The following is a 26,257-nucleotide window of genomic DNA, read 5'->3' on the forward strand; positions in this document are numbered from 1 at the left end:
TGATAGGAACTTCCGCGTCCACAACGTCTGTGTACAATACAATCCATGAGCAACGACAACTTTAACGCCGAAGAATCCGTGGCCATCGGCAAGCTGGCCGACGCCCGGGAAAAAATACTGGCCCAGCTTGCCCAGGTGATCGTCGGGCAAGGCCACGTCATCGAAGAACTGCTGATCTCGCTGTTCAGCCGCGGACACTGCCTGCTGGAAGGCGTGCCCGGCCTGGCAAAAACGCTGATGATCAGCACCTTGGCCCGCACGCTCAACCTGTCGTTCAGCCGCGTTCAGTTCACGCCCGACCTGATGCCGGCCGACATCACGGGCACCGAAATCCTGGCCGAGAACCGCTCAACCGGGCAACGCGAGTTCCGTTTTCTCGAAGGGCCGCTGTTCGCCAACGTGGTGCTGGCCGACGAGATCAACCGCACGCCGCCCAAGACGCAGGCCGCCCTGCTGGAGGCGATGCAGGAGCGGCAGGTGACGGTGGGCCGCGTGCGGCACAAACTGGCCGATCCGTTCTTCGTGCTGGCCACGCAAAACCCGATCGAGCAGGAAGGGACGTATCCCTTGCCCGAAGCCCAGCAAGACCGCTTCATGTTCAAGGTGTTCGTCCGCTACCCGACGTTCGACGAGGAGTTCGAGATCGCCCGGCGGACGACGTCCCTGGCCAGCGACCACGTGCTGCCGGTACTGGCGGCGGACGAGATCATCCAGCTTCAGCGGATCGTGCGCGAGGTGCCAATCTCGGACCACGTAGTGCGTTATGTGTTGTCGCTGGTGCGGCAGACGCGGGTACGCGAAGCCGGCGTGCCGGAGTTCGTGACCGAGCAGCTTCAGTGGGGCGCCGGGCCGCGGGCGGTGCAAAACCTGATTCTGGGGGCCAAGGTGCGGGCCTTGCTGCACGGCCGCACTTACGTCTCGACCGACGACGTGCAAGCGTTGGCCAAGCCGGTGCTGCGGCATCGCCTGGTGATCAACTTCTCCGCCGAGAGCGAAGGCGTGACGACCGACCAGGTGGTCGAGCGGCTGATCGCCACCACGCCGACCAAAGAGGACGAGCTGACGCGCGACGCTCGGTTCCAAAGGATTTTCGCGTCCTGAGCCGGATGGGTTGCTTTTACATTTAGGGCAACCGCAGCCGCCACGCGTCACGGCCGCACGACCAGCCAGATCGTGTTCCGCTACGCGCTCGACGTCGGCATGCTGCCCCTGACCGGGACGAGCAGCGCCGAGCACATGCGCCAGGACCTGGCGGTTTTCGATTTTCCAGCTCGACGCCGACGCGGTGGCCCGCATCGAGAACCTGGCCGCGCCGCAGCCCGCGCCGCCGGGACACCCCACCATTGGCCAACTGGCGGATTCCGCCAGTTGGCCAGGCGGTCTGGCCCTGCCGGGCGAAAACCACTTGCGGAAAACAAGGGCCGTGTCCGCACGTCTTTCGCCGCAACGCATTGGGTCGCAGCCGTTTGCGGCCCAGCACGGACGCATCGAAACCGGCTTATGCAAGCGCCGTTTTCGCCTGGGCGGGCCCGGCGTCGCCGCCCGACACCGCGCCGGTCCGGCGGAACGCATTCATTGTCAAATTGTCAAAGACCCGGTGCGACGCTTAAGCGTCGTTGCTGCCCGACTCGTCACGAACGGCAGCGGCGGACCGCCGTTTTTGTCTTCTCATCTCCGCCGGACGATGCGTTTTCAGCAGCCGAACGGCCGGCAATCCGGCTGAACTGCCGCCGGCGAATTACCGTTGCGGAAAAACAATTATCGTTGTCAAAAACAAAAAGCGTCTCAGCAGAATCCTTGCTCCAAAGCCATTGCCTCAAACAGGTTGCGGCAGCACCGTTGCGGCCTCGCGAAATGTGCCCGCAACCATAAATCTAGGGGGTATGGATGATTTTGGATTTGCTCCCGACGCGCCGGGATTGGATTTTGGATTCACGTCCGCCACCGGCCATTTTTCTGTCTGAAATCTTTCCGGCATTTACCTGTCGTTCTACCGCGCCGCTGGCTTGCGATGTTTCGTTTTTGTATTCAAAATAGAGTACGCACGCACATAATTTCGGCACCCGCGCAGGAAACCCTAGCAGGTCGGTCGACAGCCAAAGACCTCGTGTTTCATCGGTGTGGGCAAATTTGCCCACACCGTGCGCGGGGGGGTGGGTGGCTGGCCAACCATCGGCGTCGCTGCTCAATGCTTCAGCACGGACGACCGACCATCGGCCCGCTTTTTCCCCTTTTGCCAGTAATACGCTTGCCACCGACCGGGAATTCCAAAAAGAATTCGGGCGGGCCTCAGGCGTCGCCGAGGCGGTTTGGTTCCTCTGCCAGAGCGCTGCGACTGCTGCAACGGCACGGGCTGCGACCGGTGCCGCCATAGCGGCTGCATTTGCTCGGCCATCGCGCCGCGGCCCTGGTGGCCGGCACGGCTTCTCGGCAAATTGTTTCGGGCACCGCTGTCCGCTAAACTGATTGCCCATCCGCGTTTTTGCGAGTGGCGATTCACGACTGGTTTTCCCTATTTGAGCGCGGGATGAATGTGACGAGCAGCGTTGAAGCATATCTGGCGAGGCCTCCCGTGCGGCAAAACCCGGTGCAGCACAACAAATCGAAGGCGCTTCCGGCTGCGCTGGGGTTCCGCAATGGCTCGATGAGCGTCCATACCAGCCGGACCATGATGTTCGGCGAACTTGCCCTCGTGCTCGAGACGGTTCCAGGCAATGTCCGGCCCGATGCCTATATCGCGGCGATCGTGGAGGAGAACGTCCTGGGCAAGCCGACCCAGACGACCCGGCAGCGCACGGCAAAGCGGCTGGAGGAGCTCTACTGCCTTGGCCCGAACTGCGCGCTGTTCCGGCTGATGAGGCATTTCTGGGCCGCCGATCAGGCCAGCCGCCCGATGTTGGCCTTTCTCGCCGCCGCGGCACGTGACCCGCTGCTCCGGGAAACGACGCCGTTCGTCCAGGCGATCGCGGTGGGCGAGCCAGTCACGCCGGACGAAATCGCAAAGCACCTCGACCAAAAGTATCCCAATCGCTTCCGACCAACAACGCTTCACTCGACCGCCCAAAATCTCGCGTCATCGTGGACGCAGGCGGGCTACCTGACTGGGAAGGTCAAAAAGAGTCGCTCGATTCCGACCGTGACGCCGGTTACCGCTGCCTTTGCCTTCGTGCTGGGTTATCTGTGCGGTTTGCGCGGCCGGTTGCTCCTGGGTTGCGTATGGACGCGGTTGCTCGACCGTTCGCCCAGCGACTTGAGCCATCTCGCCACCGAGGCGTCGAAGCAGGGCTGGCTGGTTTACAAGCACGCAGGGGCTATCGTGGAAATCACCTTCCCTGGGCTGCTGACGGCATCGGAGGAGGAAGCAAGCCATGAATCGAATTGAAGCATTCAAACGAAATTACCAGCGTGTCTGTGGCCTGCCATGGGACCGCAATGTCGCCGGCGCACAGCGGATTTGGATCGCCGTTTACGACAAAGAAGATGAACGGAAGCTGCGGCTGAGGACCGACCTGTTTGCCGAAGCAACCCGAACGGCCGGTCACCGCTGGCACCGCTGTGATCTCACCGATGCCTTTGCCGATTGGCTGACAAGCCCACCCTATTCAAGCTATGCCGAGAGCTACTTTGAGTCGCCGGAACTGCTCGACGATGGGCCGCTGGCCGACTTCAAAGAAAATGTCGCCGGCAGGATCATCGAAGCTCTGAATTCGGTTCCCAACGCAGACGATACCGTGGTGGCCGTCAGCGGCATCGCATCCCTGTTCGGCTTCCTGCGGATTTCCGAGGTCCTGCCCCTGGTCGAGTCGCACATCCAGGGGCGGTTGCTGGTCTTTTTCCCCGGAGTCTACGAACAAGACAATTACCGCCTGCTCGACGCCCGCGACGGGTGGAACTACCACGCCGTGCCCATCACGCCCGCTGTGGGAGACAGCCACCGATGACGCTCAACCGCGAAGTTTATGACAAAGATCCCCGCGATAACAAACTCCTGAATCATGGCGTGGCCAAGGTCACGACGGGCCAAACCGAACATGAATTGGACACGCTACGCTTTGAGATCAGCAGATTCGTGTGCGAGGGGCAATACGCCGACGGCCTGGAGCGCATTCTCTCTCAATATCTGGCGAATCTCGATCAGTCGGAGCAACCCGGCGTTTGGGTCAGCGGGTTTTTCGGCAGTGGCAATAGCCACCTGGTGAAGGTGCTGCAGCATCTTTGGCTCGACTACCAGTTTCCTGACGGTGCCAGAGCACGCGGCCTGGCGAAGTTACCGCGGCACATCAAAGACCTGCTCACCGAGCTCTCGAACCAGGCCAAGAAATATGGCGGGCTTCATGCCGCCGCGGGCAGCTTGGGCGACTGGACGGGCGACAGCGTGCGACTCGGCCTCTTGAGCATCATCTTCAAGTCGGTCGGTCTGCCGCCGAGTTACTCCCGCGCCTCGTTTATGCTTTGGTTGCGCCACGAGGGTCTTGAGGACGCGGTCAAAGAGCATGTTCAACGCGCGGGGCGCGATTTCAACCACGAGTTGGCCAACCTGTACGTCTCCGACGCCATCCCCAGCGCCTTGCTCGCCGCGCGACCGGGCTTTGCCGACAAGCCCAGCGACGCTCGGCTGCTCGTCTAAAAGCAGTTTCCCAGCGTGACCGACGTCTCGATCGACGACATGGTCGACAAGATCAAGCTGACGCTGGTGCGGAAAAACAAGCTCCCGTTGACGGTCATGGTGCTCGACGAGGTGCAGCAGTACATCGGCGACACGTTGGCCCGCTCCAAAGGCGTGCAGGACTTGCAGGAGCAGTGCTGCTCCAGGCTGGGCGCGAACGTGCTGTTCGTCGCCACCGGACAGAATGCCCTTACGGGCGTGCCCCTGCTGCAGAAACTCACGGGCCGCTTTCCCGTTAAAGTCGAGCTGCAAGACACCGACGTCGAAAAGGTCACACGTGAGGTCCTGCTCAAAAAGAAGCCCTCCGCCGAAGCCCCTCTCGGCTCGCTCGTCGAATCGCACGCCGGCGAGATCGAGCGGCACTTATCGTCCACGAAGATCGCGTTCACCACTCGCGATCGCGGGCTTCTGGTGCAGGATTACCCCGTGTTGCCCGTGCGCCGGCGCTTTTGGGAACGCGTTCTCCGCGCCGTCGATAAGGCGGGTACCGGGGCGCAGCTTCAAAACCAGCTCTCGATCGTGGAGGAAGCGGTGCAGCAGACCGCCGATTGGCCCCTGGGCAACGTCGTCAGCGGCGCCTTCATCAACGACGCCTCCGTCAAAAGCTCGGCGCTGAAGACCGGCGTCCTGCTGCAAGAAATCTCGGAAACGATCGCCAAGCAAAAGCAGGAAAACGACGGCGAACTTCGCTACCAGATTTGCGCCCTGATCTTCCTCATCGGGCAGTTGCCGCACCAGGGACCGGCCGATTCGGGCATCCGCGCCACCGCCGAAACGCTGGCCGATCTCCTCGTGACCGATCTCAATGTCTCCAGCGCCGACCTTCGCAAGAAGGTTCCTGAACTGTTGGAAACACTGGTGGCGTGCGGCGCCGTGATGCCGGTTGAAGACGAATACCGGATGCAGACCCGCGAGGGAAGCGAATGGAATCAGGCGTATTTGGAGTCGATGAACAAACTGCTGGGCGATGCCGCAAAACTTGGGGGCGAACGTTCCCAGTTGCTCAAAACCCAGTCGAGCGATGTTTTGAAAAAGTTCAAGCTGACGCATGGCGAAAGCAAGGTCGCCCGCGACATTGCGCTCGACTTTGGCAGCGAGTCGCCGACGACGGGCGGCACAACGGTGCCCGTATGGCTCCGCGATGGCTGGGAAGTCGAAGAAAAGACGGTGATTGACGACGCGCGCGTCGCAGGCGACTCGGCGGCCGTGGTCTACGGATTCATTCCGCGCCGCCAGGCGGAAGAACTGAAACGGGCCATCGCCGGTCACTATGCGGCCACCGCCACCATCCAGACCAAAGGCAACCCCAGCACACCCGAAGGCATCGAAGCGCGCAAGGCGATGGAGACACGGCAAGAGCAAGCCCGGCAGGCGCGCGACGGCATTATCGCTGAGATTCTCAACGAGACCGCCATCTACATTGCCGGGGGCGGCGAGCCGGTCGGCGGCACGCTGCTGGCAGACAAGGTTCACCTTGCCGCCAAGGCTTGCCTCGACCGGCTTTACCCGGAGTTTCACAAGGCCGATGCCCCCGCCAAAGATTGGATGAAGGTCGTCGAACGGTCGAAAAAGGGTGATGGCGATGCACTGGCCGCGGTGGGGCACCAGGCAGACGCCGACAAACACCCCGTTTGCGCAGCGGTTCGAAACTTCGTGGGAAGCGGTAAGAAGGGCACGGAAATTCGCAAGCATTTCGGCGCACCGCCCTACGGTTGGCCGCAGGATGCCGTCGATGCCGCCCTGATCGTGATGTTCAACGCGGGCTTGCTGCAGGCCCGCGCCGGCAACGAGCCGGTCGCCAAACAAAAGCTCGATCAAAAGAACATCGCCGCGACGGACTTCCGTGTTGAAAACATCACCCTGACGACCGCGCAGTTGATCGCCATCCGGACCTTGTTCAAGGTTGTCGGCCTCAACGTGCTGCCAGGCCAAGAGTCGGCCAATGCGGCCCAGTTTCTGGAAATCATGTTGAAGCGTGCCGTGGCGGCCGGCGGCGCTCCGCCTCTACCGGCCAAGCCCGATGTCGCGCACCTGACCGACATGGCCAACCGTGTTGGCAACGACCGACTCAAAGCCATCCACGACCATCAAGATCGTCTGACCAAGGAGGCGAACGACTGGCAAAAGCGAGCGGAGCTGATCCGCGAGCGAGAACCGCACTGGCGAATGCTCAAAGCACTTCTCAGTCACGCGGGCGACCTGGCCGTGGCGGCCGACGCGCAGCCGGAGGTCGACTCGATCGAGCAGCACCGCCGTTTGCTTGGCGAGCCCGATTCGGTGCCGGGCTTGCTCGATAAGCTGGCGCAGGCGCTTCGCGAAGCGCTGAACGAGGCGTATGCCGTCTGCGAGCAACTCCAGCAAGAAGGCCAGGCCATGCTCGCAACAAGCGCAACTTGGCGCCAGCTTTCGCTCGATCAGCAGACGGCGCTCAGCGATCAATACGAGCTTAACGTGCTGCCCGAGTTGGCGGTCGGCACCACGGACGAGATCTTGCAAACGCTATCCGCGACTCGGCTCAAAGAATGGAAGACGCTGGCCGACGCCATCCCGGCCCGCTTCGCGCAGGCCTTGGGCGCCGGGGCTAAGCTGCTGGAACCCAAGGCCCAGCGCGTGAAGCTAACTGGCGGCACCATCAAGAACGAGGAGGACTTGCGGGGGTGGTTGGCGGCGACGGAAGAGCGGATTCGCGACAAACTCAAGGACGGGCCGGTGATTATTTAGCCACGGATGAAACACCGATGAAACACGGATAAAACCTTACGAGGCGTCTATGTTCCAGCTCAATAAGGAAGAAGCCGAGAGTTTGAGATTCCAAATTGGAATCTCAAAGCCCGGTAGAGGCGGCCGCCGTTATGCGCCTTACGCCTTCACCGAGCAAGGAGTCGCCATGCTGTCGACGGTTCTCCATAGTAATCGGGCCGCCTCGTCAAAAAGGCAAAACTGGCCCGTTTTGCGGCCCCGGCGAGAGTCCGCCGCCGGGCCGTCCGCCTTCATTCCTTATCCGTGTTTCATCCGTGTTTCATCCGTGTTCCATCCGTGGCTAATTAGGATTCGTTGGAGAAAAAGGCTGGGAACTTCAACATCAAGATGTCACCGAGGCGATCATTGGGGCGGCGTTTGAGGTTTACAATGTGCTGGGCTATGGCTTCTTGGAGGGAGTCTATAAGCGAGCGATGCAGGTGGAGTTAATAAAGCGTGGTTTCCGCGCGCAAATCGAGGCCGAGATTCGCGTGATGTATAAGGGGGTTGAAGTCGGCTTTTACAAAGCCGATCTGTGGGTAAACGAATGCGTGATGGTCGAACTGAAAGCCGCCAAATCCTACACCCAGGAACATGAACCACAGCTCTTGAACGAGCTGAAAGCCACCGGCGTCAAGGTTGGCCTGCTCATCAACTTTGGCCGGACGAAAGTCGAATTCAAACGCTTCGTCTTTTAGACCTATGTTCTTTCGCCACGGATGAAACACCGATGAAACACGGATTACACGGCCCGGCAGGTCCGATGGTCGTCGATGACGCGAATCTTATTCTTTATCCGTGTTTCATCCGTGTTTCATCCGTGGCTAGTTGATTTCGTATGGCAGCATTAGCTACTGACCTTCGCCGCCAGCTCGAAAGCGTCTGCGTGCGAGCGCGCGAGCTGGCCGAGGCCGCGGCGCGTTCCGCTTTGCAAAAGCGCGCGGTCGATGCCGCCGAGCCGTTCGGCCACTTCACGGCCGCCGAGAAAAGGCTGCGGAACCGGTTACGTGCCCGCGGCCGGCAGCTCGGCGATGTTCGCCACGCCAACAAGACGCAAACAATCGAGCAGCTTAGCCAGGAGCTGGCTTACGAATTCTGGCACCGAATGCTCTTTGCCCGGTTCCTGGCTGAGAACAATCTGCTCATGCACCCGGATGGCGTGCCCGTCAGCCTGGCCGACTGCGAAGAGCTGGCCAAGGCGAAGGGCACGGCCAACGGTTTTGAGTTGGCTGCCCGCTACGCCAGCCGAATGCTGCCGCAAATCTTTCGCACGGATGACGTGCTGTTGGAAGTTGAGTTTCCCATCAACGAGCGGCTGCCACTGGAAAAGTTGTTGGCCACGTTACCGACCGCGACCTTTACCGCCGACGACAGCCTGGGCTGGGTCTATCAGTTCTGGCAATCGAAAAAGAAAGACGAGGTGAATAAATCAGGGGCCAAGATCGACGGCCGCAGCTTGCCCGCCGTCACGCAGCTCTTTACCGAGCACTACATGGTCGAGTTCCTGCTCGACAACACGATCGGCGCTTGGTGGTGCGCAAAGAATGAAATCAAGCCGCGGATGAAACACGGATCAAACACGGATGAGAAGAATGGGTTTTTGAACGGCATTGATCCGTGTTCCATCCGTGTTCCATCCGTGGCGAATAGATCTTTGCCGGCGTTCGACTATCTGCGCTGGCGCGACGACGGCACGCCGGCGGCGGGTACGTTCGAGGGCTGGCCCCGCTCGCTGGCCGAGTTTACGCTGCTCGATCCTTGTTGCGGCAGCGGCCATTTTCTGGTGGCGGCTTTCAACCTGCTGGTGCCGCTGCGGATGCACGACGAAGGGCTCACGGCCCGCGAGGCGTGCGACGCCGTGCTGCTGGTCCTCCGCGCGGCGACGATGCCTCGCGCGTGAAGAGCGCGGTCAGCTCGTCCTTGGTGACCGAGCCGTCCTTGTCGGCGTCGGCGCGGTCGAACAGCGGCCCGAGCCGCGGGTCGGTCACTTCCGGCTTCGATAACTTGCCGTCCTGGTCCGCGTCGAAAGCCATCATTTTCGCCACCGACGCCGCCACAACGTCGCCACCGCCGCGCCGATGGCGCCCACCGGGAAACGATGGGGGTTGGGCCAGCAACACAGCCGCACCGGCGAGCAGGCTCAGGATTCCGATAACCAAAGCAGGTCTTATCATCGTTCGTCGTTCTCGATACCGAAGTGAGTTTGTTGTGGCACCCAATGCCCAATGCCCAACGCCCAGTGCCTAACGCCTAACGCCTCGCGGTCCAAGCGCGCTCTCGTCGGGCGTGCGGCCCAACACAATATCGAACTGGCAGGCACACTCGCCGATTTTCGATTCAACCAGCGGCTTGAAGTCGGCCAGCAGTAGCTCGCGATCGACCAGGTCGCGGGCCGAATTGACGATGCCGTCGCGGGCGTTGCCTTCGTGCCCGCGGATGAAAATCTGGGTGGTCAGCAGCTCGCGGTCGCCGCGTTTGACTTTGACGTGGATGTGCGGGGCGGGCCTGCCGGGATACGGCACGGGTTTGATCGTGCGAAAACGATATTCGCCGCTGGCGCCTGTCGTGAAGCGTCCAAAACCCTGGAAGTTCTTGTCGCGCTGGGCGTCCTTGGGGCGGCTGTCGGCCGTGTGCAGGTAGACGGCGTTGGCGTCGCACTGCCAGATTTCAATGGTGGCGTCGTCGACCGGCGAACCGCTGGTGGTGAGCACGCGGCCGGTGAGGTGCGTGATCGTGCCGACCGCCGGGGTAATCTGGTCGTTGACGATCAGCAGGTCGTTGTCCCGATCGAGCGGCAGCCGATCGGGATAGAACGGTCCTTCGGTCATCGACGGCGTCGGCAGCAGCAATTGCTCGGCGAACAACCCCCGCGTGGTGAAAAAGCCGGCAGAGAGCGCGGCAAGAAACGCTCGACGATCGGGAACGAAAAGAGGGCACGACATCGTGATCGGCGCCTTTCGGCCGCCTCCTGGGACGAGATTCATAATACGGAGGCCGGCGCCACGGACGCAACGGCCGTTAATACTGGAGTAACGGGCCGACGCGGAAAACCGCCGCGCGACAGGGCGGGTGTGCTAATACTGATTCTTCGTCGCATGCGTGTCTTGATGTTGCGCTGTCGACAAGGCCGTAAGGTGGGACAAGCGAGCTTGGGAGCGCCGGCCCACCGTTGGCAACGTCGCTAACGGTGGGCCGGCGCTCGCAAGCTCGCTTGTCCCACCCTTCAATTCTTCTGGCTTGGCGAACATCACCCCTCGAAAAGGCTGACCGCGACGACATCGCTGGCGGAATACCTGCATTCGCCGCCGGCAAAGTGGATCAGCGCATTGGCCGAGGCGAGCGTTCGCAGATCGCCCGAACCTTGCCAGGCCAATGTCTCGACAGTGTCGCCATCGCCGGTTGCCGTTACCTTGGCCGGATAATACGTGGGCCGGTCGCCACGATGGTGAAAGGGCGCCGTCAGCCGGGCAAGAACCGTGGCCCGCGGCCCGAACGGATGGCCCGCCATCGCCCCCAACGCCGGCCGTACGAACAACTCAAAGCACACCAGCGTGCTGACCGGATTGCCGGGCAGACCAAACACCAGCTTCGAGGCACCCTCGGCTTCATCGACGCCGAACCAGAGCGGTTTGCCCGGTTTGATGTTGACCTTGTGAAACACCTGCCGCACGCCCAGGTCGGCCAGCACGCCGGGCACCAGGTCGAGCACGCCCGCCGACACGCCGCCGGAGATCAACAGCACGTCGGACCGCAGGCCCTCGCTCATCAGCCGCCGCAGCGACGCCCGGTCGTCGCGGCCGATGCCGAGATCGACCGGCCCGCCGCCGGCGTGCCGCACGGCGGCGAGCAGCATGGCGCCGTTCGAGTTGCGGATCTGTCCGGCGGCCGGTACTTCGGCCGGCGTAACGAGCTCGTTGCCTGTGGGCAGCACCGCCACCCGCGGCCGCCGGAAAGCGAGCAGCTCATGGCGACCAACCTCGGCCAGCAAACCGATTTCCATCGGCCGCACCGCGTGCCCGGCCCGCAGCACCATCTCGCCGCGGCGCATCGAAGCCGCCCGCGGCACGATGTTTTGCCCGGAGGCAATCCGTTGCGGGCTGATGCGCACCTGGCTCGCGTCGATCGGCTCGGTCCGTTCGACCATCACGACAGCATCGGCTCCTGCCGGCAACGGCGCGCCGGTCATGATTCGGGCGGCGGTGCCCGCCGTAACGGTTCGTTGCGGCACGGCCCCGGCCACAATCTCTTCGATGACGGTGAGCGTCTCTCCTTCGGGCGAGACGTCCGTCGAGCGGAGGGCGTAACCGTCGACCACCGATTTATCGTGCGGCGGCGAATCGACGTCGCTGGCCACGTCTTCGGCCAACACTCGGCCGAGCGCGTCGGCCAGCGCGATGCGTTCGACGGGCAGCGCCCGCACGTGCGACCGAATCTGGTTCAGAGCTTCGTCAACGGAAATCATTCAGCGTGGAGGTTCTTATGGTCGTAACGGAGGCGTTGGGCGATAGGCGTTAGGCTTTAGGCACGATGCTCTTATCGTGCCCAACGCCCAACGCCTATCGCCTTGTTCGGTGGGCCAGCGCTCGCAAGCTCGCTTGCCCCACCTTACGACTTATCACCGAAGAACGCCACCGCTCCTTGCCGCTCATCCGAATTGTCTCCATGAACACCTCCTTTGAAGAGGTGATTGTGGGGACATTTCTACCTGCGCCTTAAGGGGACATTTCTATCTGCGCATTACAGGCCCGGATTGAAATCGGATGACTGCCTGCGAGCGGCATTGGGCCCGTAGCGGACGTCGCCGGCTTGACGTCGGCCGTCTGCCGGCAAACACTAACATCTGGCGAACTGCCGCTTCCTTTCTTCGCCCGGAACCGAGAGCGCATGCCCATTCAGGTTGTCTGCCCAAGCTGCAAGACGAATTTCAAGGTCAGTGACCAATTCGCCGGCAAGCAAGGGCCCTGCCCCAAGTGCAAAGCCCCCATTCGCATCCCCAAGGCCGATGCCGTCGATGCGCCCGCGTCCGCCGCGCCCGCGGGCAAGCAAGCCGCCAAACAGGCCGGCAAGCCGAATGGCCAGCCCGCGGCCAAGACCGATCCGACGAAGCCGGTGATTCCGGCAGCAGAAATCAAAATTCACGCGCCCGAGATCGAAGGGCCCAAGACCTCCACCGGCCGGCCCGTGGTCAAACCGATCCTTCGCAAGGAAACGAAGGTCGAAGTGGTGCCGATTGTCATCATTGCCGGCGCCACGCTGCTGGCCTTCGCCGCCGCGTGGCTGTTGCGAAAGCCGCTGGGGCAGCAAATCGGCCTGCGTGCCTTGGGGCTACTGCTCATCTCGCCGGCCCTCACGCTCGGCGGATACTGGTTTTTGAGAGACGACGAGCTGGAGCCTTACCGCGGTCGAGCGCTATGGCTGCGGGCGGGCATCTGTGCTTCGGTCTACATGGCCTTGTGGGGCGGCTACCTGCTGCTGCCGGCCGACGCCACGACAGCCGCCTGGAGCTGGATTTACCTCGGTCCGCCCTTCTTCTTGGTCGGCGCCGGGGCCGCGTATGCCACGCTCGATCTGGAAATTGAGAACGCCTTCTTCCACTATTGTTTTTACGTGATCGTGACGCTTTCGCTCGGCTTCGCGGCCGGTTTGCAGATGCCCTGGCAGCCGGCAACGACGAAGCCGAGGACCGGCGTGCGAACGACGGCTGTGATTGATTCCGTCGGTCCCTCGATTCGCCCACCTTGGAGCCGGTGGCTGGGGCAGAGCTTGGCCAGGCAGCGGTCGGCGCCACAAAAGCCGTGGCGGCCAAGCGATGCCCCGGTAGCCCAGCGCGCCGGGAGCACCGGGGCATCGCTGGCCGGCAGCGCCTTTCGGCAATCGCGACTCGATTGCGGCCAGCTCTGCCCCAGCCACCGAGAATGTGTCGGCGACGTCGATCACGGTGGGCCGGCGCTCGCAAGCTCGCTGGTCCCACCCTACACCCAGCCACCGTTGAGTTACCTTTTTTCATCCTCCTTCCTTCACGGAGACCAACATGATTCGCAACGTGATCCTGTCAGTCGTACTCGTTTTCCCCTGCTGCCTGTGGGCTGAAAGCGGTCCGACGAATGCGCCGCCGGAACCGGCCGGCATGCGGGCCATTTTCAACGGCAAGAATCTCAGCGGCTGGGATGGAGACCCGCGGCTGTGGAGCGTCCGCGACGGCGCCCTGCGCGGCGAGACGACCGCCGAAAACCCGGCCGCCGGCAATACGTTTATCTTATGGAAAGGCGGCCGGACCAAAGACTTCGACCTGCGGCTGTCGTTTCGCTCGAACTCCAGCAACAATTCGGGCATCCAGTATCGCTCGAAGCACATTACCGAAGGCAAACCCAAGAACGCCTGGGTCGTGCGCGGTTATCAGCACGAAATCCGTAACGAACTCAAACTGCCCAGCGTCTCCGGCTTTATCTACGACGAGGGCGGCAAACGAGGCCGGCTCTGCCTGGTGGGCGAAGAGGCGGTCTGGGAACCATCCGGCAAGAAAGTTATCAACGACAAGTTGATCGACCAGGCCGGATTCGAAAAACTCTTCAAGCTCGACGACTGGAACGACGTGGTGATCGTCGCCCGTGGCCACCACATTCGGCACTACCTCAACAACCGGCTGATTGTGGATTTCACCGACAACGATCCGGCAGCCGCGCTGGCCGACGGCATCCTGGCACTGCAGCTCCACGCCGGCAAGCCAATGTGGGTCGAGTTCAAGAACATCCGGATTGCGGAAATCGAGTAGCCACCCAATGTCGCGAAAGCTGCGAAGCTGGCTGGCGCTGTCGATCTCGCTGGCGGTCTTGGCGGCGGTCTCATGGCGTGCCTGGCGGCTGTCGACTCCGTTGGACAAGCTGCTCGAGCAGGCCCGGCAGGCGATGGCCGACAAGCGGTACGACGAGGCCGAAACGCTTTGCCGCAGCGTTCTTTCGCGCGAACCAAATTCGGCCGCGGCCTTGCTGCTGGCCGGCGAGGCGGCCACCAAGCAAGAGCGGCTCGACGAGGCGGCCGAGTATTACGCTCGCGTTGCCGACGATGATCCTCAGGCGGCCGTGGCGAGACTCGCCGAAGGCTCGGTTCTATTGCACACCAACCACGCCGCGGCCGCGGAAAGGGCGTTACGCGCCTGCCTCGATCTCGATCCGCACCAGCCCCAGGCCCACGAGCGCCTGGCTTGGCTGTTGGGCACCGAGGGCCGCCGTTTCGAATCGCTGCCCCATCTTTATGAGCTGCTGCGGTTGTACCGTTTCACGCTCGAATCGTTGAGGGCGGCCGGCAATCACGACGTGGCCTTCGGCCAGCAAGAGCGGTTGCGGGCCTTTCTTGCCACTGAACGGGACAACGTGCTTCCTTTGATTGGACTGGCACGCATCGAGCTGCGAACGAATCCGCGCGAAGCGGGCCGGCTGGCCGGGCAGGTGGTGGCGAAGCTGCCCGAACAACTCGAAGCACAAGCTTTGCTGGGCCGGGCACGGCTGGCGCTCGACGATCGCCAGGGGCTGGCCGCCTGGCAAGCACAGCTTCCGGCCGGGGCCGACGAACATCCCGATATCTGGCTGGTGCGCGGGCAGCTTGCCAAAGAGTCGGGCGAAACGCGAGCGGCCGCGCGCTGTTTTTGGGAGGGCCTGCGGCGTGACGCCAACCATCAGGCCGCGACCTATCAGTTGTCGCAGGTGCTGCAGTCGCTGCGCGCATCGCCGGTGGCGACCGCTGTTTCCGCGGAAGACATCGCCTTTCTGGCCACACGCGCGGTCGATCTGGAAAAGCTGGCCGAGACGCTGGACGACTTGCAATCGCAGCCGCAGGAACTGGAGCTGATTCGCCGCGCGGCCTCGCTCACCGAGTCGCTGGGCCGGCTGTGGGAGTCGTGGGCCTGGCACCGCGTGGCGCAGTCGCTGTCGCCCGACGCGGAGTGGGCGATACAAGGCACCGAGCGCATTGAGCCGCAGTTGTCGCCGACGCTGGCCGACACGCTTGCCTCATCGGATCCTGGCCAACGGCTCGATCTTTCCGGTTTTCCTTTGCAGGCTCGCAGCTCGCTTGCGCAACGTAGGCCGCTTGCTCCGCAAGCGGAACGGCGTCGGCAACCGGACGGATCTTCCGTAACTGAAAACGTCGGCCGCGGTGAAGGTCCCTCCGCTCACGGAGTGAGCGGGCTGCATTTTCGCGAAGTCGCCGCCGAATCAGGCATCGACTTCACCTACTTCCGCGGCTGCCAGCCGGGCAAAGGCGATGGCCGGATGTTCGAGTTCACCGGTGGCGGTGTGGCCGTGCTCGACTTCGACCTCGACGGCTCGCCCGACCTTTATTTCACCCAAGGCTGCCGCTGGCCGCCCGCTGTCGGCCAAAGCGAGTTTCTGGACCAGTGCTACCGAAACCTTGGCCGGGGCCGGTTCGCATGCGTCACCGATCCAGCGCACCTCGCCGAAGACCGCTTCAGCCAGGGCGCCACCGTCGGCGACTTCAACGGCGACGGGTTCCCAGACGTCTACGTCGCCAATATCGGCGTCAACCGCTTGCTCATGAATTGCGGCGACGGCACCTTTCTCGATGTCACCTCACAGGCGGGCATCGACGATTCGAGTTGGACCACAAGCTGTCTGATGGCCGATCTGAACGGCGACGGGCTGGCCGACCTGTACGATGTCAACTATGTGATGGGCGATGACGTATTCGATCGCGTTTGCCTGAAAGAGGGCCAAGGGCGCACCTGCCCGCCCGGAGCGTTCGCTCCCGAGCCCGATCGCTTCATGCTCAACCTGGGCGACGGCCGTTTTGCCGACCGCGGCAAGGCCATCGGCTTGGCGGTGTCGGGCGGCAATGGCTTGGGGATCGTGGCGGCCGACTTTGAGGGCCGCGGCCGGCTGGGCCTGTTTGTGGCCAACGACCAGGATGCGAACTTCTATTTCGTCCATCAGGCAACGGTCCGCAACGGAGCGCCGCGATTCACCGAACTGGGCGTCCTTTCCGGCCTGGCGTTCGACGGGCAAGGCAAAGCCCAGGCATGCATGGGGGTGGCGGCGGGCGATGCCAACGGCGACGGCATGCTCGACCTGTTCGTGACGAACTTCTACCAGGATTCCAACACGCTTTACTTGCAACAGGCGACCGATTCGTTCGAAGACGCTACCGCCGCGGCCGGCCTGCGAGAACCGAGTTACGACGTGCTCGGTTTCGGCACGCAGTTTATCGACGGCGAGCTGGACGGATTACCCGACCTGGTGGTCACCAACGGGCACGTCGATGATTTCGGCTATCTAAAGGTGCCCTACGCCATGCGGCCGCAGTATTTTCATAACCAGGGCCGCGGACGCTTCGTCGAGGTCGAGGCCCAGCGGCTGGGCGACTTCTTTACCGCGACGCACGTGGGCCGCGGGCTGGCCCGGCTCGACTTCAATCGCGACGGGCGAGAGGATTTCGCGGTGTCGCATCTCGAAGCGCCGGCAGCATTGGTGTTGAACGAAACAGATTCGGTCGGGCACTTTCTGGCCCTGCGGCTGCACGGCACGCAGTCGGCACGCGACGCGATTGGCGCTACGGTTCGCGTTTCGGCGGCGGGCCGAACCTGGACGCAGCAGCTTACTGCGGGCGACGGTTACATGGCCAGCAACCAGCGCCAACTCGTGTTTGGGCTGGGCGCAGCCGAGCTCGTTGACGAGTTGACGATCGAATGGCCCACTGGCAGCCGACAAACGTTTCGCGAAGTCGCAGCAGATCACGAATGGATTGTGGTGGAAGGCCGCGACGAGCTGCACGCCTTGCCAAAATAGTCGCTACCTTTGCTCGTCCATGAACTCCAAATAATCCCGCTCCAGGTGCCGCAGGTTGTCGCCGAAAATCGCCGTGAAATCCGCCATGCGTTGTCCTGCGTCGTAGGCGGCGAACGCCTTTCGGGCGGCCGTTCGCGCCAACAACTCGCTGTACTTCTTGGGCCGCGTCTCCACCAGGAAAAACGAAAACGCCCAGGCCTCGGCATACGCCCGATCGACGTTCGTTTGAAACAGCCGGTCGCCGGCGACGATCTCTTCCAGCAAATGGGCGGGGCGACTGGGCAACAGCCGCTTAAACTGAGCCAGCCGGATGCGATTGTATCGTGCCCGACGTGAAGCATGATGAGTCGAGTTCCATACGCCTTCGGCCTCGAACATCGTGCCCAGTCCTTCGACAAGCCACCGCGGCGTGGCGCCGAAGCGGCGATGGACGCCGGTGTTGAAGGCGGTCTGATGCGTGGCTTCGTGAATGATGGTGGCGGCGTTCTCGTGCCAGTCGGCGGCCTGCGCCCGACCCCCGCCCACGTCGAACAGGCTGACGCGATTGCTGAGGGGCGAATAATAGCCGAGCACGTTCGCGCCGAGTTGCGCCCCGTCTCGCCGCGAATAGGCCAGAAAGTCGTCTTGGTTGCGAAACACCAGCGCCACCAGCGGGAACTGCGGCTCTTGCAAAGGAAAGCCGCGGACGCGGAAGTAATGCACGAACGACCGGTACAGGTCCTCGAACCGTCGGCTCCAATAGTCGCGCTGGCCGGGAGCATGGGCCACCAGGTAGTGCCCGGTGCCGCTGATCTCGAACGTCTTGCCCAGTTCGGCCGCCAGGCGGGCACGCAACTCCGACGCGCTGAAGCTGTGAAAGCTGGACGACGTTTGCCGGACCTCGCGGACTTCATCGGGCTTGAACGCCCACACCCGTCCGTCGCGCGCCAACAGCACACGATCGCGCGACCAGATCAGCGGCAGCCCTTCGACGTGCGTTCCCGACAACTTGACGTCGAGCATCCACTGCGGCTCGTCGGCGACAGCCGTCGCCGCCAGCAGGAGCAGGAGTATTGAAATGAGTGTTCGCATAGAGCAGACGTAGGGTGGGAGCGAGCGAGCTTGCGAGCGCCGGCCCACCCACGATAGGGTTCAGGGTTCAGGGTTCAGGAACATCCGAGTTGACCTTCGCCTGACCCCTATCGCCTGATACCTATACATGGCGGGCCGGCGCTCGCCAGCTCACTGGCCCCGCCCTACGGCCTTCCTGAACCCTGAACCCTGAACCCTTTCACGACGGCGCTCGCAAGCTCGCTGGTCCCACCCTACGGCGTTAACCACGGACTACGGACCACGGACTACCGACCACAACTTTACCTCGCTGGCAGTGATGGCGACGAGGTCCTAGAATGAGGAAGTTCGCTTTTCCCAAGCTCACCGCGGAGGTTCCGCAATGCTGACACGCTTGACGTTGACGTTCTGGCTCTGCGCCGCGGCCTGCCTTGCCGCCGCCGAGCCCGCGAAGCCTACCGCCGGCAAAACTGGTACGGACGATAAATCCACCACCGAAGCAACCGGCACGGATGAGTTTGCTGAGACGATCCGCCGGCTTGTACGCCAGCTCGACGCGCCGCAGAAGGCGCGGCGCGAAGAAGCGGAGAAGGACCTGGTTGCTCTGGGGACGAAAATCCTCGATTACTTGCCCGAAAACACCGACCGCATGTCGGCCGAAGCCGGCCAGCGGCTCGATCGGGTCCGCGAAAAGCTGGAGAAGAGCGAGGCGGAAAGTTCCATCGAACCCAGCGCGGTGACGCTGTCGGGCGAAAAGCCGCTCTCCGAGATCCTCAAGGCGCTTGAAGAGCAAACGCACAACAAGCTGGTCGATCTGCGATCGGAGTTCGGGCAAGAGGTGGGCGACCCCAAACTTAAGGTCGATTTCCAGCAGGCGCCGTTTTGGCAGGCGCTCGACGACGTGCTGGATCAGGCCGAGTTGACCATCTACCCGTATACATCCGAAAACGGCGGTCTGGGCCTGATGAGCCGGGGCGAATCGCGCTTGCCGCGGCACGGGCAGGCCGTCTACACCGGGGCTTTTCGCATCGAGGGCACGGAGTTCGTCGCCCGGCGCGACCTGCGCGACCCGATGAGCCATATTCTCAGTCTGACGTTGGAGGCGGCCTGGGAACCGCGCCTGCAACCGATCGTGATCGTGCAGCCGGCGAGCGACCTGCTGGCCGTCGACGACAACGGCCAGGCAATTCCCGTGGCGGCGTCGGCCGGCGACATGCAGTTTCCGATCGACGCCGACATGAAATCGGTCGAGTTGCCGATCCAGTTCCAATTGCCGGAGCGGAATGTGCGGCGGATCGCCAGCCTGAAAGGAAAGCTGACCGCCATGCTGCCGGGGCGCGTGGAGGCGTTCCGCTTCGCCAATCTCGACAAGAACAAACGCACCGACCGCCGCCGCGCCGGTGTGACGGTATCGCTGGAAAGCGTCCGCAAGAACGAAGCCGTCTGGGAAGTCCGCGTGCTGTTGAGCTTCGAGAAGGCGACCGGCGCGTTGGAATCGCACCTCAGCACCGGCTGGGTGACGAGCAACTTCGCGGCCCTGGAAGGACCCGACAACAAGACGGTTCCCTTTGCCGGCCTGGAAACGACCCGCGAGACGGAAACCGAAGTGGGAACGGCCTATTATTTTGATGTGCCGAACATCAAGGGTTTTACGTTTGTCTACAAGACGCCGACGGCCATCGTGAGCCTGCCGGTCGCTTATGAATTGAAGGGCCTGGATCTCCCGTAGGGGGCGGAATTTTGGATTTTGGATTTTGGATTTTGGATTGGGCAGAGCGATGAAGCCATTAGCGAAATCAGTGGCCTGCCTCTTCCTGCTGGTCACGATCGCGGCCGCGGATGCGGCCGGGCCGGCCAAGAGCAAGACTTCGGCAAAATTGACGACGGAGGCGGAGACCGAACTGCCGGTTGCGGCGATGGTGGGCGACCAGCCCGTCTACGTGGCCGAAGTCGATGACCTGCTCGCCGGTCGGCGACGCAAAACAGCCGGCGCCGCGTCTGCCGAATTGCGCGCGGCCGCACTCGATCAAGCGATCAATCAGCGGCTGGTGGCCGGATATCTTGTGAAACAAGGATACGCGGTCGCCAAGCAAGAGAGCGACGAGCTTCTCGCCGAGTTGAAGCGCAAGCTGGAGGCACAGAGCCTGACCTTTGACGAGTTCTTGAGCCGCCACGGCTTGAACGAGCGGATGGTGCGGCGGCGGCTGGAGTGGGACGTGATGTGGGCCGGCTTTCTCGCCAACGAGGCCACCGACGAGGCGCTTCAGCGGTTCTTCGATCTTCATCGCCGCGACTACGACGGCAGCGAGCTGCGCGTGAGCCACATTCTGCTGCCCGTGAAGACCGAGGACGGCGAAGCGAAACTCCGTGCGGCGCTGGAGCAGGCCGACAAGCTACGGTCGCAGATTGTTTCGGGCAATCTGTCGTTCGCCAAAGCGGCCGAAGAACATTCGTCCGGACCGAGTCGCCGGCACGGCGGCGATCTCGGCTTTATTCCGCTGCACGATCGCATGACCGCGGCCTTTTCGCGGGCCGCCTTCGAGTTGAAGAAGGGCGAGATCAGCAAACCCGTCGTCGATCAATTTGGCGTTCACCTGATTCAATGCACGGATGTGAAAGCGGGCGACAAGACCTGGCAGGATGCCCGGCGCGAATTAGTCGAGGACTTTGCTCGCGAAAGGTTCCTCGAGCTGGCCAAGAAGCAACGCAAGGAGGTATCGGTCAAGATCGTCCGTGTGAAATGATCCGATGGACGCGGAGCGGCCGACATCGATGATTCCCAAGCCCCGACCGCCAAGACTGAATTGCCTTTCGCTGATTCTTTTCAGCGCGGCTTTGCCGCTCCAGGGCATCTATGCCGACGATGGGATCTCGCGGATCTTGCAGGCCTGGAACGAGCATTACGGTACGTTCGCCGAGAGCAAGCAGTATCACTACCGTTGCGTGGTCAAGCGGATCTGCAAAAAGCCCGGATTTTCGTTGAACCGCTGCCAGCTTCCCGCGGTGCAAGAGTTGGGGCTGGAAATCTTCCTGAGCGATCTGGGCCGCGAGTATCGGTACGACAACGGCGATAACCGCCCCGTCAACATCCTCTTGATGCTGGCGCTCGGCGTCGCTGGCACGGGCACGATGCTTTACGCCTGGCGGCTGCCCGATCTGTTCCAGCGGCCAGGCTCCCGGCGTTTCGCGACGCTCGCGCTGGCGTGCGGGGTCTTGGCCGGATGGAGCTACATCCGAATCGGTTTGGCGCCGCTTGACGTCCAGCACGACGAACATCATTTTTTTGCGATCGCGGGGTTTGTTTCGTTCGCGGCGATGGGGCTGTCGTACGCGGTGGCCCTGCTGCTGGAAGCCGACTATCCCAACCGCTATGGCTGGAGCCTTCTCGCGTTGTGCGCGCTGCTGGGAGCCTACGTGCTGCTGCGCGAATTCGAGGGCCCGCATTGGCTTTCCGCTTCCGCTCTTTTCTGGAAGGCAACCGCTCAGAAAGTCGTCGTTTATTGCCAGGTCCTGTGCATGGCGATTCAAGCAAAGGGCGGGCTCAATTGGCTGGATCGGCGGGCGGCGAAGGACGCGGCAGGCCCGGTTCCCTAAGCTAAAGGCCGCGGGTGCTCAGTCCACCGAGCCCGCGCGATCGACCATGCTGGCTTTCACGTCCAAGGGCAGCGCGAGCGCGGTGAGGCCCGCGTTGTTCGGCTCAAGCTGGGCGGCGAAGCTGCGAAACGCCCCCGCCACCTGGGAAAACCCGAGCGCCTGCCAAGCAGTGGCGCGCAAGAAAGCAACGTCGAACGCCGGCAATTTCGCGCTGCAATGACGCAGGCAATGCAGGACTTTGTTCCAGTCGTTGCGAGCGCGTGCATCTTGCAATTCGCTTAGGTCGTCAGGCGTCACAGCCACTGCCGACTTGGCTCTTGGCGCCACCTGACCGCCCCTGCGAAGCCAATTCAAATCGGAGCTCAAGCCCGACAGGCTGCGCTGTTGGATACCATCCAATCCGCCCCAAAGCTGCGTCATTTCCTCCTCGACCGCTTCGAGGCATCCATCGGCCCGGCCTGCCGTCAGGTGTTGATGGTGTTCGAGCAGAAGTTCTGCGTAGCGGCGATACGAATCGTCGACTATTGGAGTAAAATCAGTCATGGAATCAACTCTCGTCAATAACCCAATGCGGACGGGTCGCCGCCAAGTCCCGCTGGAACTGCTGTAATTCTACGGAAACCGGCGGAGCGATCACGCCCGCGACCGTCGAGCCGGGTTTGTGAAATAGCTACAAGCCGTTGGCGACAACCGCTTCCTCGAAATCGCCGCTTCCATGGACGAACACTCGCATGTCTTTGCCTCGGGCGCCGTTGAACCCGTCGTCGAGGTGTTCCGGGATTAGATGCGCCGGCAATCGGCGCCAGTCGTCTACAACCGAGAGCCCCTTTCGGTTTGAAAGCACTTTATTGTTTGCATCCACATCGACATCGGCAAATCGGTCAGGCGGTTCGCGAACGGCCAAGCACTTCGACCGCTTCTCAACGCGCGGAAGGCCGTCCGTATCCACAAGCATGGGGCGAACTACCCGCGGCACCGCTTCAGTCCCTAGCAACAGGCGAACGTCTTTTGCGTGAAGTATAACACGATGGATCGTTTCCATCAAAATCACGGCGCGGTGGTTGGCAAAGAACCGCTTCGTGCCGTATTCTGCTTGGGGGCGGTCTTTTTGAGCCCTCACCGGCGCAGAGTTGGAACGTGGGAATCTACCAAGAACTTGGCATCGAGCCGATCATCAACGCTTCGGGCAGCGTGACGCGGCTGGGCGGAGCGCCGATGCCGCCGGCCGTGCTCGACGCCTTTGGCGCCGCGGCCGCTGAATCCGTGCCGCTCGAACAGCTTCAGGCCGCCGCCAGCCGCAGGATCGCCTCGGCGACCGGAGCCGAAGCGGGCCTGGTCACGGCCGGCGCGGCCGCGGCCCTCACGCTCGGCACGGCGGCGATTCTCACGGGCTACGACTTGCGGCGGATGGAACTGCTGCCGCACCCCGACGGCTCGTTCCCGAACGAGTTTGTCATGGCCCGCGAACAGCGCAACGGCTACGACCATGCCGTGCGCGCCGCCGGCGCCGCGCTGGTCGAAGTCGGCTTTCACGAGATCGTGGCCAATGCGGGCGTCCGCCGGGCCGAAGTCTGGGAATATGAGGCCGCTTTCAGTCTCCGCACCGCGGGCCTACTCTACGTCTTTGCTCCTGATTCACGCCCCGATCTCAAGACGCTCGTGGCGGCGGCCCATGCCCGTGGCCTGCCGGTGCTGGTGGATGCGGCGGGCGAGTTGCCGCCGAGAGCGAACCTGAAAAACATCGTGGCCAGCGGCGCCGACCTGGCGGCGTTCAGCGGCGGCAAAGCGATTCGCGGACCGCAAGCCAGCGGCATCCTGTGCGGACGGCGCGACTTGATTGCCGCCGCCGCCGTGCAGATGCTCGACATGGACGATCACTTCGAGCTGTGGGATCCGCCGCCGGAACTGATCGACAAATCGAAACTTCCCGGCATGCCGCGGCACGGCCTGGGCCGCGGCTTCAAAGTCGCCAAGGAGCAGATCGTCGCTTTGCTCAAGGCGCTCGAACTTTTCACGGCGGGCGAATATGAGCGGCAGCGTGTCGCTCAGAGCAAACACTTGAGCGAGATCGCCGCCGCGCTGGAAGGTTGTGCGGCGCATACGTCGCTGATCGATCGGGGCGAAGACGAGCCGCCGCCCGTGTTGGAAATCACCGTCGATGAAGCCACACTCGGCCGGTCGGCGCTGGAAGTCTGCCGGCGATTGCGTCGCGGCTCGCCGCCGTGTTATGTGGGGCATGGAAAACTGAGCGAAGGCAAGCTCGTTATCAATCCCTTGCACCTGAACGACGCCCGCACGACCGCCCTGGCGGCGCGGCTTCGAGAGGAGTTGACATGCTGATCGGCTATGTGAGCGACGAGCGCTATGTTGCCTTGCCCGATGTGATGCTGGAGTGTACGCGGGAAGGCCGCTCCATCGAGGGCCGCTCTCGGGCCAGCGGCGCCGTGTACGCCGAGCTGACGCCCGGCCAATACGAGGTCACGCTTTACAAGCAAGGCTTCGGCTCCAAGCGCCTGCGGCTCGACGTCCGGCCAGGGGAAGTCCATCAGTTTCGTTTGCTCTCCGACGGCCTGCTGGGCTACGTTTGGCCGAAATGGGTCAAGGCCGGCGAAGAAGCGGAATTCCGCGTCCACTCGACCGAAGCCTACAAGCTGGAACTGTGGCGTTACGGTCGCGAAAAAGAGTTGGTCCGCAGTCTCGGCTGGCACGACGAGCACGGCCCTCGGGCGACGATGCAGATCACGCCCGACGGCGATTACACGCAGACGGGCGTCGGCTGGAACAAGCAAGGCTACAACATCAAGGTCCACCGCCAGTTCGTCGAAGCGCCGCCACGGAGCGGCCTGTATTGCTTCCATGCCCGAACGGCTTCCGGACTACACTTTTCGTTTCCCTGGATCGTGGCGCCTTCCCGGCCGGCGGCCAAATTGGCGGTCTTGGCCTCGAACATCACCTGGAACGCCTACAACAGTTTCGGCGGACGCAGTAACTACATTCACGCCGACCGTTTCCCGCCCACGCCCACGGTGAACTCGCGGCAGGAATTGAAGCGTTACACCGATCCGAATCATCTGCACTACGATACGACCGACTACGACCCGCTGTCGTTCGACCGCCCCGAGCCGATCAACTCGATCGCCTTCGACGAGAAGCCGACCGATCCGATTGAAGGCCGGGCAGCCTGCCACCTGGCCGCGGCCGAGTGGCGGCTGTTGGCCTGGCTGGAGCGTGAAGGATTTGACTACGACTTTTACGCCGAGACGCAATTCCACTTCGAGCAGCTCGACCTGGCCGACTATCGCGTGCTCGTGCTTTCAACGCACCCCGAGTATTGGTCGCGGAGGATGTACGTACGCCTCAAGGGCTGGGTCGACGAACAAGGGGGCAGGTTGATTTACCTGGGCGGCAACGGCCTGAACTGCGAAGTGGAGTTTATCGATCAGGCGACGATGATCTGCCGCAACGGCGACCAGCGGGAGATCGACCGCCGCAAGCTGGAGAGCCGCTTTCATCTTCGCGTGGAATCGGAAGCCAACCTGTTGGGCGTCGTCTTCACCGAGGCCGGCGCGATGACCGGCGCCCCGTATCGTGTCGTCGACGCCGATCATTGGGCGTTTGCCGGCACGGGCCTGAAGCGAGATGAGCTGTTTGGGCAAAACAGCCTTCATGGCCGCTGCCCTGGCGGCGCCAGCGCTCACGAGACCGACAAGATTTCGCCCAGCTCGCCGCCGAACGTCGAGTTGCTGGCCAAGGGCACGAACCGCGACGACGGCGGCGCCGAGATGGTCTATTACGACACGGCCAGCGGCGGCGAGGTGTTTTCCGCCGGCTCCATCGCCTGGCCGAGCTGCCTGCTGGTGGACGAGGCCGTATCGCAGATCACCGCCAACGTGATACGCCGGTTTTTGCAGGCCGTCGGGTCGTGAATGTTGACGCAGCACATGCTCAAGGTGCGTCGAGCAGTTCTCGCCAGTTGGCGACATCCAGCACTCGCTCGCCCATGCGATTCAGCCGCGCGACGTCGTCGATCGCGTCCAGAGATTCTTGCACCGCGGCTGGCGGCGGACCCAACCGCCGTGCGCCGATCTGTATTAGCATCGTTCGCAAGCCTTGCGCCATGCCCTCTTCGACAATCAACTGATAAGTCGTGGAATCTCGCAAATCAACCATGGTTAAAGCCTCCTGAAGCAATTTCAATTTGGAGCGCGCAACACGCATTCCGGTTAATACCCAGGCGGCCATCAACAGCCGCTTGGCGTCGGCGGGCGGGAGCTCGGCGTCCAGTCCGGCAAGCCAATCGAGCGGGTAGCGGCGGACCAGTTCTTTGAGCGTAGCGTCAAACGGGAGTGACATGTTTTCCGACCTTGGGGTAGTGTACGACGCGGTTGGATTTCGTGGGACTTGGAGAATG

The 26,257-nt window shown here is 62.7% G+C and carries 23 protein-coding genes and 1 pseudogene; 16 read left to right on the top strand and 8 right to left on the bottom strand.

The genetic code is table 11. The annotated features are described in order from the left end of the window. The first annotated feature begins 45 nt into the window (after positions 1-45). Positions 46-1,101, top strand: a complete 1,056-nt coding sequence (locus VNH11_17025) for a MoxR family ATPase (protein HVA48076.1) — start codon at positions 46-48, stop codon at positions 1,099-1,101. A gap of 184 nt (positions 1,102-1,285) precedes the next feature. Beyond that, entirely contained in the window at positions 1,286-1,723 is a 438-nt protein-coding gene (locus VNH11_17030) for a hypothetical protein (protein HVA48077.1), read from the top strand. Positions 1,724-1,874: 151 nt separating this feature from the next. Here the strand turns inward: VNH11_17030 and VNH11_17035 are convergent, their stop codons facing one another. Then, a complete protein-coding gene (locus VNH11_17035) occupies positions 1,875-2,372 on the bottom strand; it encodes a hypothetical protein (protein ID HVA48078.1) in 498 nt (165 codons plus the stop codon). A gap of 116 nt (positions 2,373-2,488) precedes the next feature. Between VNH11_17035 and VNH11_17040 the strand changes: the two genes are divergently transcribed. The 6 genes and pseudogenes from VNH11_17040 (at position 2,489) to VNH11_17065 (ending at position 9,305) form a co-directional block, all read left to right on the top strand. Next, on the top strand, positions 2,489-3,382 hold the full coding sequence (locus VNH11_17040) for a hypothetical protein (GenBank protein ID HVA48079.1): 894 nt from the start codon (positions 2,489-2,491) through the stop codon (positions 3,380-3,382). Then, the gene (locus VNH11_17045; GenBank protein HVA48080.1) at positions 3,369-3,941 is read left to right on the top strand and encodes a BREX protein BrxB domain-containing protein; all 573 of its coding nucleotides are present in this window, start codon (positions 3,369-3,371) and stop codon (positions 3,939-3,941) included. Before VNH11_17040 ends, VNH11_17045 begins: the two co-directional genes overlap by 14 nt. Further along, the gene (locus tag VNH11_17050; GenBank protein ID HVA48081.1) at positions 3,938-4,627 is read left to right on the top strand and encodes a hypothetical protein; all 690 of its coding nucleotides are present in this window, start codon (positions 3,938-3,940) and stop codon (positions 4,625-4,627) included. Before VNH11_17045 ends, VNH11_17050 begins: the two co-directional genes overlap by 4 nt. 15 nt (positions 4,628-4,642) lie before the next feature. Then, complete coding sequence (gene brxC / locus VNH11_17055; protein ID HVA48082.1) at positions 4,643-7,387, top strand: BREX system P-loop protein BrxC; 2,745 nt, start codon at positions 4,643-4,645, stop codon at positions 7,385-7,387. A 377-nt stretch (positions 7,388-7,764) separates the two neighbouring features. Next, a pseudogene (locus tag VNH11_17060) lies at positions 7,765-8,103 on the top strand (GxxExxY protein). A gap of 140 nt (positions 8,104-8,243) precedes the next feature. Continuing rightward, the gene (locus tag VNH11_17065) at positions 8,244-9,305 is read left to right on the top strand and encodes a hypothetical protein (GenBank protein HVA48083.1); all 1,062 of its coding nucleotides are present in this window, start codon (positions 8,244-8,246) and stop codon (positions 9,303-9,305) included. On the opposite strand, the gene VNH11_17070 is transcribed toward VNH11_17065, so the two are convergent. The 3 genes from VNH11_17070 to glp all read right to left on the bottom strand — a co-directional run bounded on the left by VNH11_17070 (position 9,238) and on the right by glp (position 11,867). Next, positions 9,238-9,579, bottom strand: coding sequence for a hypothetical protein (locus tag VNH11_17070; GenBank protein HVA48084.1), 342 nt, complete (start codon positions 9,577-9,579; stop codon positions 9,238-9,240). The two genes, VNH11_17065 and VNH11_17070, sit on opposite strands and share 68 nt — an antisense overlap. 69 nt (positions 9,580-9,648) lie before the next feature. Continuing rightward, positions 9,649-10,347, bottom strand: a complete 699-nt coding sequence (locus tag VNH11_17075) for a protocatechuate 3,4-dioxygenase (protein HVA48085.1) — start codon at positions 10,345-10,347, stop codon at positions 9,649-9,651. A gap of 305 nt (positions 10,348-10,652) precedes the next feature. Continuing rightward, positions 10,653-11,867 carry a gephyrin-like molybdotransferase Glp gene (gene glp / locus VNH11_17080; protein ID HVA48086.1) on the bottom strand — a complete coding sequence of 405 codons (1,215 nt, stop codon included), beginning with the start codon at positions 11,865-11,867 and terminating at the stop codon, positions 10,653-10,655. Between the two features lie 422 nt (positions 11,868-12,289). Here glp and VNH11_17085 point away from each other — a divergent pair, with 422 nt between their 5' ends. From VNH11_17085 to VNH11_17095, 3 genes are read left to right on the top strand one after another with little or no spacing between them, the layout of a single operon-like run. Then, positions 12,290-13,495: a hypothetical protein gene (locus tag VNH11_17085; GenBank protein ID HVA48087.1), complete on the top strand. Its 1,206-nt coding sequence runs from the start codon at positions 12,290-12,292 to the stop codon at positions 13,493-13,495. Next, positions 13,437-14,177, top strand: a complete 741-nt coding sequence (locus VNH11_17090; protein ID HVA48088.1) for a DUF1080 domain-containing protein — start codon at positions 13,437-13,439, stop codon at positions 14,175-14,177. Before VNH11_17085 ends, VNH11_17090 begins: the two co-directional genes overlap by 59 nt. Before the next feature lie 7 nt (positions 14,178-14,184). Continuing rightward, positions 14,185-17,202 (top strand): FG-GAP-like repeat-containing protein, encoded by a 3,018-nt coding sequence (locus tag VNH11_17095; protein HVA48089.1) that lies wholly within the window; start codon positions 14,185-14,187, stop codon positions 17,200-17,202. A gap of 3 nt (positions 17,203-17,205) precedes the next feature. Here VNH11_17095 and VNH11_17100 read toward each other — a convergent pair whose 3' ends face one another. Then, positions 17,206-18,273, bottom strand: a complete 1,068-nt coding sequence (locus tag VNH11_17100; protein ID HVA48090.1) for a DUF1570 domain-containing protein — start codon at positions 18,271-18,273, stop codon at positions 17,206-17,208. A gap of 361 nt (positions 18,274-18,634) precedes the next feature. Between VNH11_17100 and VNH11_17105 the strand changes: the two genes are divergently transcribed. Genes VNH11_17105 through VNH11_17115 form a run of 3 tightly spaced genes read left to right on the top strand, consistent with a single transcriptional unit; the run spans position 18,635 to position 21,846 of the window. After that, on the top strand, positions 18,635-19,981 hold the full coding sequence (locus VNH11_17105) for a hypothetical protein (GenBank protein HVA48091.1): 1,347 nt from the start codon (positions 18,635-18,637) through the stop codon (positions 19,979-19,981). A gap of 49 nt (positions 19,982-20,030) precedes the next feature. Then, on the top strand, positions 20,031-20,996 hold the full coding sequence (locus VNH11_17110) for a peptidylprolyl isomerase (protein ID HVA48092.1): 966 nt from the start codon (positions 20,031-20,033) through the stop codon (positions 20,994-20,996). Positions 20,997-21,024: 28 nt separating this feature from the next. After that, positions 21,025-21,846 carry a hypothetical protein gene (locus tag VNH11_17115; GenBank protein ID HVA48093.1) on the top strand — a complete coding sequence of 274 codons (822 nt, stop codon included), beginning with the start codon at positions 21,025-21,027 and terminating at the stop codon, positions 21,844-21,846. An 18-nt stretch (positions 21,847-21,864) separates the two neighbouring features. Here VNH11_17115 and VNH11_17120 read toward each other — a convergent pair whose 3' ends face one another. Together VNH11_17120 and VNH11_17125 are read right to left on the bottom strand one after the other, a co-directional pair. Beyond that, on the bottom strand, positions 21,865-22,407 hold the full coding sequence (locus VNH11_17120; protein ID HVA48094.1) for a hypothetical protein: 543 nt from the start codon (positions 22,405-22,407) through the stop codon (positions 21,865-21,867). 109 nt (positions 22,408-22,516) lie between these two features. Then, the gene (locus tag VNH11_17125) at positions 22,517-22,888 is read right to left on the bottom strand and encodes a hypothetical protein (protein ID HVA48095.1); all 372 of its coding nucleotides are present in this window, start codon (positions 22,886-22,888) and stop codon (positions 22,517-22,519) included. Positions 22,889-22,983: 95 nt separating this feature from the next. On the opposite strand from VNH11_17125, the gene VNH11_17130 reads away from it, so the two are divergent. Next, entirely contained in the window at positions 22,984-24,186 is a 1,203-nt protein-coding gene (locus VNH11_17130; protein ID HVA48096.1) for an aminotransferase class V-fold PLP-dependent enzyme, read from the top strand. Beyond that, complete coding sequence (locus VNH11_17135; protein ID HVA48097.1) at positions 24,180-25,772, top strand: N,N-dimethylformamidase beta subunit family domain-containing protein; 1,593 nt, start codon at positions 24,180-24,182, stop codon at positions 25,770-25,772. The genes VNH11_17130 and VNH11_17135 overlap by 7 nt, the downstream gene beginning before the upstream one ends. Positions 25,773-25,791: 19 nt before the next feature. Here the strand turns inward: VNH11_17135 and VNH11_17140 are convergent, their stop codons facing one another. Continuing rightward, positions 25,792-26,199, bottom strand: coding sequence for a hypothetical protein (locus VNH11_17140; GenBank protein HVA48098.1), 408 nt, complete (start codon positions 26,197-26,199; stop codon positions 25,792-25,794). Positions 26,200-26,257 lie beyond the last annotated feature (58 nt).

It is taken from the genome of Pirellulales bacterium (assembly GCA_035533075.1).
In the GTDB taxonomy this organism is placed as follows: Bacteria; Planctomycetota; Planctomycetia; order Pirellulales; family JAICIG01; genus DASSFG01.

Coding starts and splice junctions, on each gene's coding strand:
- VNH11_17025 (HVA48076.1), top strand. CDS start 46: ATGAGCAACGACAACTTTAACGCCGAAGAATCCGTGGCCATCGGCAAG.
- VNH11_17035 (HVA48078.1), bottom strand. CDS start 2,372: ATGGCGGCACCGGTCGCAGCCCGTGCCGTTGCAGCAGTCGCAGCGCTC.
- VNH11_17045 (HVA48080.1), top strand. CDS start 3,369: ATGAATCGAATTGAAGCATTCAAACGAAATTACCAGCGTGTCTGTGGC.
- VNH11_17050 (HVA48081.1), top strand. CDS start 3,938: ATGACGCTCAACCGCGAAGTTTATGACAAAGATCCCCGCGATAACAAA.
- VNH11_17065 (HVA48083.1), top strand. CDS start 8,244: ATGGCAGCATTAGCTACTGACCTTCGCCGCCAGCTCGAAAGCGTCTGC.
- VNH11_17070 (HVA48084.1), bottom strand. CDS start 9,579: ATGATAAGACCTGCTTTGGTTATCGGAATCCTGAGCCTGCTCGCCGGT.
- VNH11_17075 (HVA48085.1), bottom strand. CDS start 10,347: ATGTCGTGCCCTCTTTTCGTTCCCGATCGTCGAGCGTTTCTTGCCGCG.
- glp (HVA48086.1), bottom strand. CDS start 11,867: ATGATTTCCGTTGACGAAGCTCTGAACCAGATTCGGTCGCACGTGCGG.
- VNH11_17085 (HVA48087.1), top strand. CDS start 12,290: ATGCCCATTCAGGTTGTCTGCCCAAGCTGCAAGACGAATTTCAAGGTC.
- VNH11_17090 (HVA48088.1), top strand. CDS start 13,437: ATGATTCGCAACGTGATCCTGTCAGTCGTACTCGTTTTCCCCTGCTGC.
- VNH11_17095 (HVA48089.1), top strand. CDS start 14,185: ATGTCGCGAAAGCTGCGAAGCTGGCTGGCGCTGTCGATCTCGCTGGCG.
- VNH11_17100 (HVA48090.1), bottom strand. CDS start 18,273: ATGCGAACACTCATTTCAATACTCCTGCTCCTGCTGGCGGCGACGGCT.
- VNH11_17105 (HVA48091.1), top strand. CDS start 18,635: ATGCTGACACGCTTGACGTTGACGTTCTGGCTCTGCGCCGCGGCCTGC.
- VNH11_17110 (HVA48092.1), top strand. CDS start 20,031: ATGAAGCCATTAGCGAAATCAGTGGCCTGCCTCTTCCTGCTGGTCACG.
- VNH11_17115 (HVA48093.1), top strand. CDS start 21,025: ATGATTCCCAAGCCCCGACCGCCAAGACTGAATTGCCTTTCGCTGATT.
- VNH11_17125 (HVA48095.1), bottom strand. CDS start 22,888: ATGGAAACGATCCATCGTGTTATACTTCACGCAAAAGACGTTCGCCTG.
- VNH11_17135 (HVA48097.1), top strand. CDS start 24,180: ATGCTGATCGGCTATGTGAGCGACGAGCGCTATGTTGCCTTGCCCGAT.
- VNH11_17140 (HVA48098.1), bottom strand. CDS start 26,199: ATGTCACTCCCGTTTGACGCTACGCTCAAAGAACTGGTCCGCCGCTAC.